Annotated in this window: 13 protein-coding genes and 1 other annotated feature; all 13 genes read right to left on the bottom strand. The window is 44.2% G+C overall.

Translation table 11 applies throughout. The annotated features are described in order from the left end of the window. Nucleotides 1–77 precede the first annotated feature (77 nt). A complete protein-coding gene (locus OGM16_14050) occupies nt 78–797 on the bottom strand; it encodes a SigB/SigF/SigG family RNA polymerase sigma factor (GenBank protein UYJ45913.1) in 720 nt (239 codons plus the stop codon). Nucleotides 798–802: 5 nt separating this feature from the next. Then, the gene (spoIIAB, locus tag OGM16_14045) at nt 803–1273 is read right to left on the bottom strand and encodes an anti-sigma F factor (protein UYJ45912.1); all 471 of its coding nucleotides are present in this window, start codon (nt 1271–1273) and stop codon (nt 803–805) included. Nucleotides 1274–1283: 10 nt separating this feature from the next. Continuing rightward, a complete protein-coding gene (locus OGM16_14040) occupies nt 1284–1628 on the bottom strand; it encodes an anti-sigma factor antagonist (protein ID UYJ45911.1) in 345 nt (114 codons plus the stop codon). A 237-nt stretch (nt 1629–1865) separates the two neighbouring features. Further along, complete coding sequence (locus tag OGM16_14035; GenBank protein ID UYJ45910.1) at nt 1866–3173, bottom strand: tetratricopeptide repeat protein; 1308 nt, start codon at nt 3171–3173, stop codon at nt 1866–1868. Beyond that, nucleotides 3170–3316: a hypothetical protein gene (locus tag OGM16_14030; GenBank protein UYJ45909.1), complete on the bottom strand. Its 147-nt coding sequence runs from the start codon at nt 3314–3316 to the stop codon at nt 3170–3172. The genes OGM16_14035 and OGM16_14030 overlap by 4 nt, the downstream gene beginning before the upstream one ends. Further along, entirely contained in the window at nt 3313–4668 is a 1356-nt protein-coding gene (locus OGM16_14025; GenBank protein UYJ45908.1) for a bifunctional folylpolyglutamate synthase/dihydrofolate synthase, read from the bottom strand. The genes OGM16_14030 and OGM16_14025 overlap by 4 nt, the downstream gene beginning before the upstream one ends. Before the next feature lie 82 nt (nt 4669–4750). Beyond that, nucleotides 4751–5659 (bottom strand): DMT family transporter, encoded by a 909-nt coding sequence (locus OGM16_14020; protein ID UYJ45907.1) that lies wholly within the window; start codon nt 5657–5659, stop codon nt 4751–4753. Between the two features lie 71 nt (nt 5660–5730). Beyond that, nucleotides 5731–6966 (bottom strand): SARP family transcriptional regulator, encoded by a 1236-nt coding sequence (locus OGM16_14015; GenBank protein UYJ45906.1) that lies wholly within the window; start codon nt 6964–6966, stop codon nt 5731–5733. Between the two features lie 78 nt (nt 6967–7044). Next, nucleotides 7045–9687 carry a valine--tRNA ligase gene (locus tag OGM16_14010; protein UYJ45905.1) on the bottom strand — a complete coding sequence of 881 codons (2643 nt, stop codon included), beginning with the start codon at nt 9685–9687 and terminating at the stop codon, nt 7045–7047. Nucleotides 9688–9736: 49 nt separating this feature from the next. Further along, nucleotides 9737–10012, bottom strand: a binding site (T-box leader). Between the two features lie 79 nt (nt 10013–10091). Further along, complete coding sequence (locus OGM16_14005; protein ID UYJ45904.1) at nt 10092–10562, bottom strand: YbaK/EbsC family protein; 471 nt, start codon at nt 10560–10562, stop codon at nt 10092–10094. 24 nt (nt 10563–10586) lie between these two features. Further along, the gene (locus OGM16_14000) at nt 10587–11402 is read right to left on the bottom strand and encodes a hypothetical protein (protein ID UYJ45903.1); all 816 of its coding nucleotides are present in this window, start codon (nt 11400–11402) and stop codon (nt 10587–10589) included. Continuing rightward, nucleotides 11399–12622 (bottom strand): DUF5716 family protein, encoded by a 1224-nt coding sequence (locus tag OGM16_13995; GenBank protein ID UYJ45902.1) that lies wholly within the window; start codon nt 12620–12622, stop codon nt 11399–11401. The genes OGM16_14000 and OGM16_13995 overlap by 4 nt, the downstream gene beginning before the upstream one ends. 252 nt (nt 12623–12874) lie before the next feature. Beyond that, nucleotides 12875–16459, bottom strand: coding sequence for a DUF5717 family protein (locus tag OGM16_13990; protein ID UYJ45901.1), 3585 nt, complete (start codon nt 16457–16459; stop codon nt 12875–12877). Between the last annotated feature and the right edge of the window lie 171 nt (nt 16460–16630).

The raw sequence follows: 16630 nt of genomic DNA, 5'->3' as shown, positions 1-16630 counted from the left end.
CATCCTTTCAAAGCTAGAATGTGCCTTTTTTTGATTTTTATTCGTTATTTTATCTCTTCTCTTTTATCCACCTGTCCTCATCCTTCAAAACGCTTTCGCAGCTCTTTTAAACATTTCTTCTCAAGACGCGAGATCTGTACCTGGGAAACCTTCAGTGCTTTTGCCGTTTCTGTCTGTGTCTGGCCATAAAAATAGCGGCGCAGTATCAGTTCTTTTTCCTGCTCGCCCAGATCTTTCATCAGCTTTTCCAATGTAAGCCTGTTTAATAACTGTTCCTGAGCTTCGCTCTTTTCTTCTAATTTGTCCATTAAGACTCCTTTTTCTCCTTCTGTAGCACTTAGCGGTCTGTAAATAGACTCAATCTGGGCGCCTGCCTCTAAAGATGCAGCCACCTCTTCACTGCTTACCCCTAATTCTTTTGCGATCTCTTCCACTGTAGGTTCTCTTCCGTAATTATCCGTCAGCTGTTCTTTTAAAGAAAATACCTTTACCACCAGTTCCTTTAAAGAACGGCTTACCTTAATCATTCCGTCATCCCGCAAAAACCTTCGGATCTCGCCTGCGATCATTGGCACTGCATAAGTAGAAAACCGCACCTGATACTGCAGGTCAAATTTATCAATCGCTTTTAAAAGCCCGATGCTTCCGATCTGAAACAGATCTTCCTGTTCATATCCACGGCCTGCAAAGCGTTTTACAATGCTCCATACAAGCCCCAGATTATCTGTTACCAGCCTGTCTCTGGCTGCTTTATCTCCCTGGTGAGCCAATTCGATCATTTTCAGGGTTTCATCCATAAGGCTCACCTTCCAATATGTTTTTTCATGGTCACGGCCGTTCCTTTTTCCGGTTCTGACTCTACAATAACTTCATCCATGAAGGCTTCCATAAAGGAAAAGCCCATACCAGAGCGTTCCCCTGTTGTATCTGTTGTATACAAAGGCTCCATGGCTTTTTTTACATCCGCAATTCCTGCTCCTGTATCTGTTATGCAGACAGTCAGCGTTTTTTCTGCCGGATCTGCCGTCATGTCCATAAATATCTCTCCGGCCTCTTTTCCATAGCCATGGATAATGGCATTGGTGACTGCCTCTGACACTGCTGTTTTTACATCCTGTGTCTCCTCTAATGTTGGATCTAAGCGGCTCATAAATACAGCTGCCACAACTCTGGCAAACTCTTCATTTTTAGAACAGCTTTCAAATTCCAGCCTTACATGCTCCTTTTGCCCGGTTCTGCCATTTTGTTCCTTCTGTCCTTCCACTTTTTCCATCCTCCTGCTTTTATAAATTTCCCAATGCGCTTTCACGGTCCTTAAACCCCCGGATCAGACGCCCCAGACCGCCCATCTCAAGGATCCTGAGTATTCTTGGACCTGCACCGTAATAAGTTACAGTACCTCTGCTGGCCGCCATCTGCTTATAACGGTTTAAAAGGATCCCGATCCCGGAAGAATCCATAAATTCTGTTTTTCCAAAATCGAAGATAATACGGTTGATGTAGTTTTCATCTAACATCAGGTCCGTGTCCCGTTTTAAGTCACGGCAGTTGTGGTGATCCAGTTCTTTTGGCATATGTATAAGCAATGTATCGCCAAAAGCTTCATAGGTTATTTTTGTCTGTTTCATGGTTCTTGGTTCCTCCTTAATAACTCCACCCGCCAGTAGCGGGTGGGCAATAAAAAACAGAGAAAAGGTAGTTATTCTTTTCTCTGCTGTATGATCTGATATTCACTTTTCCTATTCACATTTCCGCCCTGGGCGGATCACTCTTACTCATGTTTTTGGCGGGTCCCAAGTTCAAAAATCCTCCTGCAGGCAAGCTTGCATGGGATTTCCGACCTTTTGACCCTGGTATCTTCACATTTAATATCCTCTTGCCGTTGATGCCTTCTGGGCATATTCAGAGTCTCCATGTTCTCCAACGATCTTGTCAAACATGGCGTTTGCATTTTCCGTATCTCCGGATTCCTGATACAGACGGCCTACATAGAACATAGCTTCCGGGTTATCTGGCTGGATCTTTAAACTGGCCTGAAAATAATCCATAGCCTGGGTCTTGTCACCGCCGTTCCACAGCTGCAGTCCCTGCTGCACCAGGCTCTGGTAGATATTTCCTGCCATATCCTGACGGATGCTGCTTATGATCGCCTGGATATTTTCATCCTCGATCATATCAAAGCCGGCATCTGCAAAGGTCTTTGCTGCTGCTACCAGATCTCCTGTACGATAATACTGGAGCACCCAGATCAAACTCTGATACTGGGCCAGCACACTGGTGTTTCCTGTAGTCAGCTCGTCCAGTTTTTTCTGTACCTCTTCCTTCTGGGCAGTAAGTTCATCATTTTTCTGCTGCAGCGTATCATTTTGCTGGTTTGCATTATTCAGCTGCTGCATATAGCCGATCAGCTCATCATCCCTGGTACGGTTTAAACTGCTCTCTCTTGCAGGAAGCACCAGCACGTAGAAAGCAAACAGACCTAAAATAAGACCGATGATAATGTGAAATACCGTAGAAAGACCTGTATTTTCCTTGTAAGTATTGGGAATGATCACATCATCATCCTGCATCTGCCTGTGGGAAAATGCCTTGATCATCTTCCTCTTTTCCGCATCTGCCCGGCCAGTATTCTGTTTTACAAGAGACATATAATACAAGGCTTTTGGATTGCTCTTATCAATCTGTAATATCTTATAAAGAGACCGTCCCGCCTTATTATAATCTTCCCTCCGCATATACAAAAGGGCCAGAAGCAAATGTGCCTTCACAAAGTGGGGCTTTGCACCAACCACACGGGCCAGCTGAAGGATCGCCAGATCATCACTGCCGTTCTGGGCATGCCACAAAGCCTGGTTAAAGGTTTTCACATTCTGGCTTTCTGCCTCTAACTGTCCGGGTTTTCGCTGGATCTCATCTAAATAATGATCTGCAAGATTATTTTCCGGCTGTAAATTTAAGCTGATGACCCACTGTACCAGTGCATCTGCTACTTCCCCATTTTCATAATAGATCAGACCCAGGAGATTTCTGGCATCTGTCTGGTATTTGGAAAAATGCAGGCTTTTTTTCAGGCACTGGGCTGCACCGGAAAGATCCCGTATTTTCGCCTTTTCCAGCCCCAGATTATAGTAGCTGTTGGCTACCTGTCTGTTTTTTGCTGCAATATCCATCATCTTTTACTTCCGTCTCTTTCCTTGATCAGTTCCATCATAATGTCTGTCATATCTGTCAGGTCGCTTTTTACAATGGCATCCTCTACCGCTTCTACGTCCAGACTTGGCTTAAAACGTTCTATTTCTTCTTCAAAATCGATCAATGTATCTTGCTCCTTTCATCCTCCAGATGAACCTTCAGCTCTCCAATCAGGTACAGGGAGCCTGCACAGAATAAAATGCCCCCTCCTGCTGTCTGCTTCATCTGGCTGATAGCAGTTTTTGTATCCTCAAAAGAAACTACATCACAGGAGGCATATTTCTTAAAAACCTGTGAAAGCCGTTCTGCTGACAGCCCCCTGTCACTGTTCATATGTACCACACCAATGCCGCACCAGTCAAGACCTTCACAAAGTTCTTTTGCCATGGTCTCATACTCTTTATCTGACACAGCTGCAAAAAGAAGCCATGGTTTTTTACCGGTTCTTTCCTGGATCTTTCCTGCTGCCTGAATAAAAGCTGCGATCCCCCCCGGATTGTGTGCTCCGTCCAGATAAATATTTTCAGCTGCTCTTTCCATTCTTCCAGGCCAGCGTGCTTCCCTGATCCCATCCTGGATCACCTCATCCGCCAACCTTTCAAAAATACCGCCGTATGTTCGTAAAACCCGGAGAGCTGTCACAGCAAGAAATGCATTCTGAGCCTGATAAGGTGCTTCAAAAGGAACAATAAAAACAAGTTCTGAACAGTCAAGACCAGAAGCCTGTCCATAATCTTCTTTTTCTTTAAGACAAAGGCAGTCACTTCCCTCTTTGGCACCATTCACTGCCTCATAAAGAAGATCCGACACAGGAAAACACTGTGCATTCATCTTCTTTGCCCTGTTGCGTATCACTGCCCCAGACTCTGCATCTGAATCATCAAATACCACAGACACACCGGCTTTAATGATACCAGCCTTCTCCCCTGCAATCTCAGGAATGGTGGTACCCAGATACTGCATATGATCTTTGCTGATTGAAGTGATCACACAGACTGCCGGTTTTTCCAGCACATTAGTAGCATCCAGACGGCCTCCAAGACCAGTCTCTATGACCATCACATCTACCTTTTCTTTTGCAAAGATCACCATTGCCATATAAAAAAGGAACTCAAAAAAAGTAGGATGACAAAAACCTTCTTTCATCATAGCCTCTGCCGCTTTTTTTACTTCCCTGAAAGCCTCTTCAAAAATCCCGTTTTCCACCAGCTCCCCATTTATGAGAAAACGTTCCCGGATTTCCACCAGATGAGGAGAAATAAAGGTTCCTGTACGAAAACCGGCTTTTTTTAATACAGAGGTCATAAAAGCACATACAGAACCTTTTCCATTGGTTCCCGCTACATGGACTGCCGGGATCTTTCTGTCCGGTGCCCCCATGCGGTCTAAAAATACCCTGATATCTTTTAAAGAGTTTTTCTTATTGGCCCACATAGGAAGCTGGTCCAGATAATCTTTCGCACCTGTCTCTTCCATATTTTTCCAAGTCCTTTCCAGGATCATATTTACAAAACAGGATCCTCTTCCATAGTATACGAATTTTACAGGGTCCGCAACTCTATCTTCCCCCGTTTTTTCGACTTAAAATAACGTCCGGCGCCTGTGCCAGCACAATAGCTAAAAACATAAGAACACAGCCAAGGATCTCTCTTCCTGTCATCTTCTGTCCTAAGAGCAGCCAGCCTGCAAGTACAGAAATGCTGGACTCCAGACTTAAGATCAAAGAAGCACTGGCTGGATCGACCCCCTTCTGTCCTACGATCTGTAAGGTATATCCCACGCCACAGGACATAACACCTGCATAAAGAATAGGCTTCCATGCTATAAGGATCTGTGTAATGTGCGGTTCTTCAAAAATCAGCATACCTACCAATGAAATAGCACCACTTACCAAAAACTGGATGCAGGACATTTTCACTCCGTCTACTGCCGGTGAAAAATAGTCAATGATCATAATATGGATAGAGAAAATAAAGGAACAGATCATAACAAGGAAATCACCCTTCTGGATTCCCCGGTCACTTCCTGACATGCAAAGCAGGTAAAGACCTGCAACAGCAAGAACAACTGCTCCTGCAACAGCCGGACTGCATTTTTTACCTAAAAACAAGCTTAAAACCGGCACAATGATAATGTAGCAGGCAGTAATAAAGCCAACCTTTCCCACACTTGTATACATTACACCAAACTGCTGTAAATTAGTTGCAATACCAAGAGCAACACCACAGCAGATACCGCCTAAGATCAGCGTTTTTCTGTCGCCTGGTGCCTTATAATCTTTTTCTTCTGCCTTCTTCTTTCTATCCAGGACAAAGATCACAGGGATAAGCACAAGACCGCCGATGATGCTTCGCACCCCATTAAAAGTAAAAGGCTGTACATAATCCATTCCTACACTCTGGGCAACAAATGCAACACCCCAGATGGTAGCTGTCAAAAGTAATATCAATGCATTTTTCAATTTCATTTTAATTAATCCTATGTAAATTTTTTATATTGAGGGAGTGCAATGCACGTAGCAATTCAGTATCAGAGAGGTCAAAAGCATTCGCGGTCCGCAGGAAAAACCGCTGTGATCCGGCTTACTGCAGCCACATCTTTGCGCACATACCCTTTGTTAAAGGCCCGCGTGATCCGCTCCATCACTGCCTCACAGTTTTCGTAGGTCGCAGCAGGGATAAGTACAACATACTGGCTCACACTATAACGGGAGAAAATATCACTGGCCCGCAGGGAACCCTGGATCACCATCTTCATCCGTTCTGCAGCCCTGCCTAACACATCCGCCTTCATTTTTCTGCCATCTGGCCGTTCTATACTCAACAGACACAAATATACGGACTCGCCGCTTCTGGCCACTGCCCTGCGTTCCAGCCAGAACAGACGTTTAAAGACTGAATACTCACATTCATAAGCCCCGAAACGGTTCTCTGTCTGTTTCTCTGTTGGGATTTCCGGCTCTGATAATTCTGCAGCAATATCCTCAAATGGTTTTGGCTCTTCTAAATGACTGGTGCTTACCAGATGGTACAATTCCTTAAATTGATCAGAAGGTGTAAGCTGGTGTTCCTTATAAAATTTGTCCATTGCCATAAGATACCGGTTTAAAGCGGCTTCCACCTGTCCCATGTAGTAAAGAGCTAAGATCTTGCAGCCTTCAAATTCTTCCTGGTATTCATAAAGACTTAAACCTGCATCTGCGATCTGTTCTGCCTCTTTATACTGCCTTGTTTCAAGAAGCCATAGACACACTTTACGCACCAGCCTTTTATAAAGGCCACTGTAAAACTCTCTTTTTTCTTTCATCCAGGCAGCATCACCGGCTCCTGGAAGAAATTCTCCTTTATAAAGAGAAAGTGCAGTTTTCCACTGCTCTTTTCCTGTTTCCATATCAAACGCTTCTGCCAGACACAGCTTACTTAAATGTTCAAATTCTTCTCCATCCACTTTCATGGACAACTGCGGATTCCACCGGTAAATGCCTTTACTGCTAAGTACCATAGCTGTTGCCGGGAAACCGGCTTCTTCTAACAGGCGGCGAACGCGGAATACCAGTGTTTTTAAGGCTCCATAAGGATTTTCCTCATCTTTATCCTGCCACAGCAGCTGGTAAAGCTCTGCCACCCCCAGATCCCGTTCTCTGTTTAAAATAAGGTAGCTTAAAAGATTCCAGACCTTTCTGGAACGGCTTCCATCATCCCGTAGACACAGACCATCAAAAGAAAGAGCAAAACCGCCAAACGTATCAAGATTTCCTTCCCATTGTGCTTCCATACCCTATTCCTCTCTGCTTGGCAAAACGGTCCGAAGGGCAAATAGACTGCCATCCGGGCCGTTTTCATTAACTTAAACTTACTTTTCAAGCTGTGACAGACGTATCTTTACCTGATCCATCATCTGGGTATATTTCTCCAGTTTTGCCTTCTCTTCATCGATCTTGGCCTGTGGAGCCTTGCTTACAAACTTCTCATTTCCAAGCATAGCATGAGAACGCTTTAATTCGCCCTCCAGACGTTTTTCCTCTGCCTTTAAGCGCTGGATCTCTTTTTCAATGTCTACTAATTCTGCAAATGGCATGTAGATAACTGCCTTGTGGATAACTGCAGAAACTGCATCCTCACCAATGCCTGCTTTATCCTTCTGCAGGATGACTTCGCCGGCATAGCCTAAGAATGCGAAGAAACTGCGGCTGTTCTCAAAGATCTTTAATACAGCATCATCCTCAGATACTACATAAACAGTTGCCTTCTTGCTTGGCGGAACGTTCATGGATGTACGCACATTACGGATGGCTCTTACTGCCTCTTTAATAGTTTCAGTAGCCTCATGCTCTGCCTCAAATGCCCACTCTTCCTTATATACAGGCCAGTCAGAAAGCATAATTGTCTCTTCCTTTTCCTGTAAATTGCAGAAGATCTCCTCTGTGATAAACGGCATAAATGGGTGCAGCAGCTTTAATGCCTGGATCAGTACGTTCTTTAAAGTCCAGATAGCTGCGGCCTTAGTCTCATCCTCTTCATTGTACAGTCTTGGTTTAACCATTTCAATGTACCAGTCGCAGAACTCTTCCCAGATAAAGTCATATACCTTCTGAAGAGCGATACCTAATTCATATTTATCCAGATTTTCTGTTACATCCTTAGTCAGTGCATTTACCTTGGAAAGGATCCACTTATCTGCCAGTGTCAGGTCTTCTTCAGTAACACCGGAAATATCAGCTGCCTTTTCAATATTCATCATAATGAAACGGGAAGCATTCCATACCTTATTTGCAAAGTTACGGCTGTTTTCTACACGCTCCCAGTAGAAACGCATATCATTTCCAGGGGCATTGCCGGTGATCAGGGTCATACGCAGCGCATCTGCACCGTACTTGTCAATAACTTCCAGAGGATCGATACCATTTCCAAGGGATTTGCTCATCTTACGTCCCTGGGAGTCTCTTACCAGACCATGGATGAGAACAGTGTTAAATGGGCACTTGCCAGTCTGTTCAATACCGGAGAATACCATACGGATCACCCAGAAGAAGATAATATCATATCCTGTTACCAGTACATCTGTCGGATAGAAATAATCCAGGTCCTCTGTCTTATTTGGCCAGCCAAGAGTAGAGAATGGCCATAATGCAGAGGAGAACCAGGTATCCAGAGTATCCTCATCCTGTTTAAAATGAGTCTTTCCGCACTTCGGGCATACAGCTGGTGCTTCTTTTGCAACTACAACATTGCCGCAGTCCTGGCAGTAATATGCAGGGATCCTGTGGCCCCACCATAACTGTCTGGAAATACACCAGTCACGGATGTTCTCTAACCAGTGAAGATATGTTTTTCCAAAGCTTTCCGGAACGAATTTTAACTGGCCGTTCTTTAAAGCTTCAATGGCAGGTTTAGCCATTTCGTCCATTTTTACAAACCACTGCTGTTTTACCATAGGCTCTACTGTAGTCTTACAGCGGTCATGGGTACCTACATTGTGGGAATGAGGAACGATCTTTACTAACAGGCCCATTTTGTCCAGGTCTGCTACCATGGCTTTTCTTGCCTCATAACGGTCCATGCCGAAGTATGGTCCAGGCACATTGATAGTAGCGTCATCATTTAAGATAACGATCTCTTCTAAGTTATGGCGCTTTCCAACCTCAAAGTCATTTGGATCATGGGCCGGTGTGATCTTAACACAGCCGGTACCAAACTCCTTGTCTACATACTCATCTGCAATAACAGGGATCTGGCGGTTGGTTAACGGCAGTTCCAGCATCTTTCCAACAATATCCTTGTAACGGTCATCATCCGGATTGACAGCAACTGCAGTATCACCTAACAAAGTCTCAGGTCTGGTGGTTGCGATCTCTACAAAACGTCCTGGCTCTCCAACTACCGGATAGTTAATGTGCCAGAAATTTCCCTCCTGCTCTACATGCTCTACTTCTGCATCAGAAATAGAAGTCTTACATACAGGACACCAGTTTACAATACGGGAACCTTTGTAAATATATCCTTTTTCATATAATTTGATAAAAACTTCCAGAACTGCGTCAGAGCAGCCTTCGTCCATGGTGAAACGTTCTCTGTCCCAGTCAGCGGAAGAGCCTAATTTGTGGAGCTGCTTTACAATACGGGTGCCGTATTCATCTCTCCACTTCCAGCATTCCTTTAAGAAGCCTTCTCTTCCCAGGTCAGCCTTGCTGATCCCTTCTTCTTTCAGTTTGTTAATAACCTTAACTTCCGTTGCAATGGCTGCATGGTCAGTGCCTGGCTGCCATAATGCTTCGTATCCCTGCATTCTCTTATAACGGATCAGGATATCCTGCATGGTATTATCCAGTGCATGTCCCATATGCAGCTGGCCGGTAATATTTGGCGGCGGCATAACAATGGTAAATGGTTTCTTGCTTCTGTTTACTTCTGCGTGGAAATATTTTCCCTTCAGCCATTTGTCATAGAGGCGGTCTTCAATTTCCGCCGGATTGTAGGTCTTTTCCAGTTCCTTCATCTGCATTCTCCTTTAAAAAAATAAAAGCCCTCTGCATCCCATAGGGGAAGCAAAGGGCGACTATATCGCGGTACCACCTTTGATCTGACCAGTATCTTCATAGCACACATCGGTCATCTCACGGAACACGAAAGCTTAAACTATATCATAATCTTTCCTGCTCTCTCCCTTAACGCGGGCCAACGGAACAGGCTAATGTATCTTTCTCACCTGTCCGGTTCACAAGCTACCTTCCACTTTTAAGTATTCCCAAGCGGCCTTTCAGCCAGTGAGCCGCTTTCTCTGAGGGTCTTAAAAATGTACTCCTCTTGTTCATCACCGTTTTTTATACTGCTGTTTTCAAGCATACGTATTTTTTCTGGTTTTGTCAAGAGAAAAGTTTCATAATACGGTCATGTTCACCGTTACTGAGGCAGTTTGCACACATCCACCCACTGTTCAAAGTCACAGGACTTTTCCAGATCCGGGATAGACAGCTTAACAGCGCTGTTGCTGCTTCCACATGCAGGATAAACTACATCAAAGCGCCTTAAAGACTCATCTAAATACACCTTTACGCCCTCTTTAATACCGTAAGGACATACACCCCCAACCTCATGGCCGATCAGTTCTGCCACCTGCTCTACGGTCAGCATTTTTGCTTTTACACCGAAAAAGGATTTATATTTGTGATTGTCGATCTTCGCATCTCCAGCTGCCACAATAAGGACCGGTCCTTCTCCTGTTAAAAAGGACAGTGTTTTTGCAATGTGGGCCGGTTCGCAGCCTACTGCCACTGCTGCCAGTTCTACTGTTGCACTGGAGACATCAAACTCCTTTATCCTGTGGTCAAAGCCTCTTTTTTCCAAGTATTCCTTTGCTGTCTGAAATGCCATTTTATATCTTATGCCTCCTGGTTCTTACCCCTGTGTAACTCTGTATTCATCTTTCCATTTTCCCACCAGACGTCCTGCACGCTCTAACTGACCTGCCGGATCCTGCTTCCACATAGCACGCAGCGTTTTTAAACCTTCTGCCTGTCCTGCGGTCAGCTCCGCCTGGGCTAATTTCTGCTTCCATTCTTCCTTAAGCTCCGGCTTAAATAATGATTCATAACTTTCATCAACAGAGAGACCTGGAGTAAAACAGGTAAGCAAATAAATCTTTTCCAAAATCCGGGGATCCTCATTTAACTTAAAAGCAGTATTGTATGCCTTGTAAGACTTATGGAACTGGAACATCTGGACATAAGCTGCACCCAAGTTCTGGTAAACTTCTGACCAGAAGTTTTTCTCTTTCTTTTTATTTTCCTCTGCTTCCACAAGCCCTTTATAGCGCTGCACCGCTCTTCCATACTGTTTTCCGGAAAAAAGATAATCAGCCACTGCCTTTTCATAGGCATGTTCCGGCAGATTCCTGTACGATGCTGCTGTCTGCTTGAACTTCTGGGCTTCTTTTTCCGTGTAATAATCACATTCTGCAAGAAAAAGATATAAAGCCTCTTCCGGCTTTCCCCCTGCTTCTATCAGCTTTTCCATACGGCCAGCTAAAAAACCAAGTCCCAGCTCATTTTTGATAAAGGAAAACAAAGAGGCATCTGCAAAATCATTCATCACTAATAAGGGGTGATGATAGATCACATAGCAAAGCTCCTGGGAGGAATAAATATGGATTCCCAGCACTTCGATATAAAAGGGATGTTTTACTCTCTCCCTTCTGCAAAGCAATAAACTCATAGGATCACCTCTTGTCTGATAACTGTATCACTGGCTGGAAACAATTCCCCAAAGCCTTTATCCCGGATCACCACTGCCATGGTATTTTCATCAGTAAATCCAATATTCATCTGGATCCTTGTAGTACGTCTTGGCCGCTCCGGAAATCCGCTAAGAGGCACGGAAACGATCCGCTTCTTTCGGGAATCCAGATGGGAAATGATAAACTCGATTTCCTTCTGGTCATCTATAATAAGCTCCAGTGAGCTTTTTGACTCATACCAGTTGTCCCCATAAGAAGCTACTGCCAGCAAGATCTCTTTCCCGGCCCGCATCACTTTTAAAGCTACCTCTGCCTTTAAACGTCCTTCACAGACGAACACATAGGGGAATTCTGTTCCCTGTGCCAGATAGTCACCTGCTTTAACAGCTGCTCCTTTGGAAAATAATACATTTTCCACAAACACTCTTCTGCGGTTGCAGGCAAGCTTCATAAAGCCGGTGGCCCAGTCCTGGCGTTCAAAACCTTTTCCAGTAAGAAATACAGTAGAAAACAGCTTTTTCTCCAATAATTTTTCCCCACAGGAACAAAGAATCTGGTCTGCCAGCTTACTTCCGGAAGGGGAATTTAAAATATCCAGATCAAAGGCTTCCTCCTGGTTCTGGGCTTCTGCCTGGACCATGTTGCGGCGCATGCCTCTTTGCACCTTCATTTCATAATAACACAGCCTGTCTTCTGATAACTCAAATAAGCCTACCTGATTGCTCCAAAGTTCTTTTCTCTGGCTTAAAACATAGTAAGCAAAGCTTTCTGTATGGCTGATCACATGGACCCGGTCCCTGGGGATATTCAGATGATCAGCGCAATACATCAGGCAATCCGTAACTCTTGCATCTGTTTTATGCATGGTGATCACAAGCTGGGCCACCTCATCTGTATGAAATTCTTTAAAGGGATATTCCAGCAGTTTCTTTAAAAATATTTTTAAAAGATCCATTCCTGTATAGCAGATGCCTCCTATAGTAGAAGTACCATCTTTGCGGACCATTTTCAGCAGTTTATCTACAATGACCCCCTCGCCAAGAAGAGTGGCTGCATAAGCTTCTTCCCCTATAAGCCAGGTTTCTTTTTCTTTTCTGCGGCAGATCACCGTAGGAACTGTCCAGGACTTTTCTTTTTCATTGCAGCTGACCTGGGAATAGTCATCATTCAGATCCAGCCCTATTACAAGTCCTTCCATCTATTCGTTTCCTCCATTGTACTTAGTATGTACTCTCGGAGTCTTTCCTGCACTTGCCTTTGCGGCCGATTTTCCGCCAGTTGCATCCAAATTTCATCACCGTACGCACCGCGTACGCCTCAGAAATTTGGGCACAACTGACAAAAAATCTTCTCGCAAAATCAAGTACAAAAAGATTCCGAGAGTACATTTAGTGCATTTTATCTTCTCTATCTGACAATGTGTTACAGTTAAACTGCAACGGCGATGTTCTTATTTCACCGGAAATAAAATCCCTAAAACCATAGACTTTTTTACATAATCTTCCATTGCCTTTAAAAGTCCGTCAGCATCCTGTTGTGCCAGTGCTTCTGACATTTGGTTTAAGCAGGCAAAACGGCTGTTGTCTTTACCTTCTGACTTCAGATCGCAGACTGCACGACCTTCTTTTACAAGAACGGCGCCGCTTTCTCTCCGCTCATAGATCTGATATTCCAGAGTCTCTCCCTTAAATAAGGTCATTTCTTTTATGTAAATGCCCTGGTAAACGCGACGCATCTCTTCTCTTGTAAAATGCTCTTCCTGGGGAAGAATACGCATTTCGATCCATGGCTGTCTGTTTTTATCGCCCCGGTATTCAAGGATCGTCTTATCCATAATGTCCTCAGGCACAGACACTAAACGGGCCAGCTCTTTCATATAAGGGAACACCATTCCCCCTTCTAATAAAATATCTGTCATCATCTGAAGCTGCTTTTTCTCTTCTTCTGAGACCTCCATCTCCTTCTGCTCCCCATAGAACCGGGTAAGAGCCAGAAGATAAATGGTAGGTATTTTTTCTTTATTCAGGCTAGCATTTACTGCATTTTTCAGATATCCAAAAATCGTCTGGTCGATTTCTTTTCCTTCCAGGAAATACTGGATGCATTTCTGGGTAAAATAAGCCTTGACCATGCTTTCCCTGGTCTGTTTCCGTTTCATGTAGAGTTCAAAAACCGAATCCATCCGGGCACAGCTGCCGGTAAAAAGCATCTGGGCCAGCAACCGTTCTTCCATATCATAGGTCTGCACATGGGCTCCTACTGCCTGGATCAGTATCTCATACATCCGGGCTGTGGTGCCATTATAATGTTCACAGAGGTAATCTAAGATCACGCTGTCTGCCTTTCCTGCCTCAAATACCCTTGCTGCCAGATATAAAAGATGTTCATCCTGGTCAAATAGCTGTAAAAGGATCATACGCGTACACAGATCCAGCAATTTTCCCGGGTCAATATCTTCAATCTCATAATCTACCAGCATATCATAGGCTTCCCGCAGATAATTACAGCTGATCAGTATTTCGCATATTTTCCCACGGGTCTGATTGTCCAGCAGGGATTTGTCCATCTGCAGAAGGAAAGTACAGCGTTCTTCCTCTCCTTCTGCATCAGAAGCTGCCTTTTTACAGTAATAGTCTGTTACAAGACCCAGAAGCTTTTTCTCATAAACAGGATTTAACTTTAACTGGCTTAAAGTGTCCTCTAAAAGCAGCACATCTGCTTCTGTTTCAACACCTTTTTTTACTACTGTCTCGCAGGCACGCAGCTTCAGTACCGGATGAGCCGGATATACCTCATAACACTGATCCAGCAACTCTTTTTTATCCATAGCAGGAAGACGCCTGCAGCTGACGTTCAAATAGCGGCCACCATACGTGTCCTGGAAGAACAGCACTGTATTTTTAGACACTACCGGCACATAGGCTTCTCCATTTTCCAGTAAAAATGCCTCTTCTCCCCCCAGCTCCTCGCAACGGACGATCACGTATTTCATGGCACTGTTTTCACATTTTACACGACTGGAGCATAATACTCTGGGAAGAATCGCCGCAGTCTTTTCATCGATCATATCTTTATAAAGCATATGTTCATAAATAACTGCCAATGCACTGTTCATCCTTCCTGCAAACAGCTGCTCCATAGCAAACTGTTCCATTTCCCGCACATAAGTCTGATAAACCTGGGTAGACGGATTTACATACTGTAAAATGTTTTTATAGAGAACGCTGCGGCTCGTCTGATCCAGGGTCTTGTCATAAGAGAAATATAACAGCACTTCTTTTGGAAGGGCATGTCCGTAATCCTCTGGAAGAGAATACAGAAAATATTCATACAGCCTTGTAAGATTGATATGGGCCTTCATAGCCTTTTCATACCAGTTAAAGGAAGAACGGTCCCTACGGTCTCCCCGGATCAGAAGACTGCACAAAGCTTCCAATATCTTCATTTCCGGGTAAGCCTTATATAAACCTGCTGTCAGGCGCTCTAATAATTTGTGATAATATTTTACATTGGACAAAAATACAGCTGCCATTAAAGAGATTTCTTTACTCAGCCAGTTGTTTTTCAGTCCGCTTAATAAAAGCTGTACCTCAAAATCTCCCATTTTCACAAACAGATCCGGATACATATTTAAAAGCCTGCATGCCTCTCCATATAAAAACGGACTTCTGCAGCCATGCCCAAACATAGAACGCATCTGTTCATACAGCTCTAACGGATTCTGGAGGCAGGTTCTGTCTGTTTTTACCAGCAGATGAAACAGCTGTCCATCTGTCCTTCTGGTCTCAGAAAGCAGTTTTCGTATATAACGGGCCAGTCCTGCATTTTTTTCTTCTGAAGGTTCATTTAAAAGCTCAAGATACTGATAATAACAGTAAAGTTGCGGCTTTATGTCCCTGCATTTTAATACGGCATCCCGCATTTCTGCAAGTGCTGAAACAGCAGTATCCTTTCTGCCGTTTTTTAAAAGCTGGTCTGTCCTCCAAAGGCGCACCTCTATATCTTCCGGAAGCCGGACACGCAGATTTTCTGTTTTTTTCATCAAAGTTCTGTTTAACTGCTGATCTGCTTCTAATGTAAATTCCTGGTGTAAAAGCAGCTTACTGTATTCATAAACAGAAGCTTTATCTGCACTCTTCTTTTCTCTTCCTTCTGAGCCCTGGGTGCTTTTTTTTACTACCTCTATAGGAAGAACGAATTCTTGGCGTAAGGTTTTAATACGTATTGCCCCAAAGTTCCTTCCCCCGTGGAGATACTGGGGAAAGATCTGGTACCGGATCTGGTACCTATCCTGGTCAAACTCATGGGTAGTCACAGCATTTTTCTCAATGGAAAGAAAGCTTCCATCTGCCTCCACCTGGACCTCTGCATATCCCCAGCCGCTGGCAGCCAGCTGTATTACATTTTCTGCTGCCGTTTGGGGAGCATCTAATACAAGCCTGGATACATCTGCCTTTAAAGAAACCGGTTCTTTTACATGAAGTGCAACTAAAAATTCTTCTAACAGGTTGTTGCGCCCATTTCGTCCCTTTAAGCCCTCATAAACGGTCCTGGTCTGCACATCCTGCATAAATGGTGCTTCTATAAAGTCCTGGTATTCAAACAGGCGCAATGCCAGTTCCCAGTTTTTCTTTGCCAAAACTGCAAAGTCCCTGGGGGTTTTTAAACCCGTCAGGCTTTCTGTCCTGTTTCCTGCCTGTACACACAAAGAATAAGGAATCTCTTTCTCGCCTCCGTTTGTGACCAGGTAAAAAGATCCCTTTATCGTATCTCCATCCTCTAAATAGCAGGTGTCGATGTCATATATAATGTGATTGCGAAGGCCTCCAAAGGCTTCGTTTTCAACCTTTATCCTCTCATTTCCGGTATATACCAGTCCTTTGATATACAGGTCATTTCCGCTTTGAACGGAAAACTCTCCCCGCACGGACTCTCCCGGCGAAAGGATCCCTTCGATCCTTTCTGGCTTTATTACCAGCTCTGGCACGCTGCTGTCAATGATCCCGCGGGCCAGGCGGTTGATCCGTTCTCTCATATACTACCACCTGTATCTTATATGTTCTCTCGGAATCTTTCTGTGCCTGATTTTGTGAGAAGATTTTTTGTCAGTTGTGCCCAAATTTCTGAGGTGTACGCGGTGCGTACATTGATGAAATTCGGGTGCGACTGGCGGAAAATCAGCCACAAAAGCAGGTGCAGGAAAGAC

It is taken from the genome of Lachnospiraceae bacterium (assembly GCA_025758065.1).
Taxonomy (GTDB): domain Bacteria; phylum Bacillota; class Clostridia; order Lachnospirales; family Lachnospiraceae; genus Enterocloster.
Note: the sequence above shows the minus strand (reverse complement) of the source record. Positions and strands in the feature narration are given on the sequence as shown.

Excerpts from the sequence above, each read along its gene's own strand:
- OGM16_14050 (UYJ45913.1), bottom strand. The coding sequence starts at position 797 with ATGGATGAAACCCTGAAAATGATCGAATTGGCTCACCAGGGAGATAAA.
- spoIIAB (UYJ45912.1), bottom strand. The coding sequence starts at position 1,273 with ATGGAAAAAGTGGAAGGACAGAAGGAACAAAATGGCAGAACCGGGCAA.
- OGM16_14040 (UYJ45911.1), bottom strand. The coding sequence starts at position 1,628 with ATGAAACAGACAAAAATAACCTATGAAGCTTTTGGCGATACATTGCTT.
- OGM16_14035 (UYJ45910.1), bottom strand. The coding sequence starts at position 3,173 with ATGATGGATATTGCAGCAAAAAACAGACAGGTAGCCAACAGCTACTAT.
- OGM16_14025 (UYJ45908.1), bottom strand. The coding sequence starts at position 4,668 with ATGGAAGAGACAGGTGCGAAAGATTATCTGGACCAGCTTCCTATGTGG.
- OGM16_14020 (UYJ45907.1), bottom strand. The coding sequence starts at position 5,659 with ATGAAATTGAAAAATGCATTGATATTACTTTTGACAGCTACCATCTGG.
- OGM16_14015 (UYJ45906.1), bottom strand. The coding sequence starts at position 6,966 with ATGGAAGCACAATGGGAAGGAAATCTTGATACGTTTGGCGGTTTTGCT.
- OGM16_14010 (UYJ45905.1), bottom strand. The coding sequence starts at position 9,687 with ATGAAGGAACTGGAAAAGACCTACAATCCGGCGGAAATTGAAGACCGC.
- OGM16_14005 (UYJ45904.1), bottom strand. The coding sequence starts at position 10,562 with ATGGCATTTCAGACAGCAAAGGAATACTTGGAAAAAAGAGGCTTTGAC.
- OGM16_14000 (UYJ45903.1), bottom strand. The coding sequence starts at position 11,402 with ATGAGTTTATTGCTTTGCAGAAGGGAGAGAGTAAAACATCCCTTTTAT.
- OGM16_13995 (UYJ45902.1), bottom strand. The coding sequence starts at position 12,622 with ATGGAAGGACTTGTAATAGGGCTGGATCTGAATGATGACTATTCCCAG.
- OGM16_13990 (UYJ45901.1), bottom strand. The coding sequence starts at position 16,459 with ATGAGAGAACGGATCAACCGCCTGGCCCGCGGGATCATTGACAGCAGC.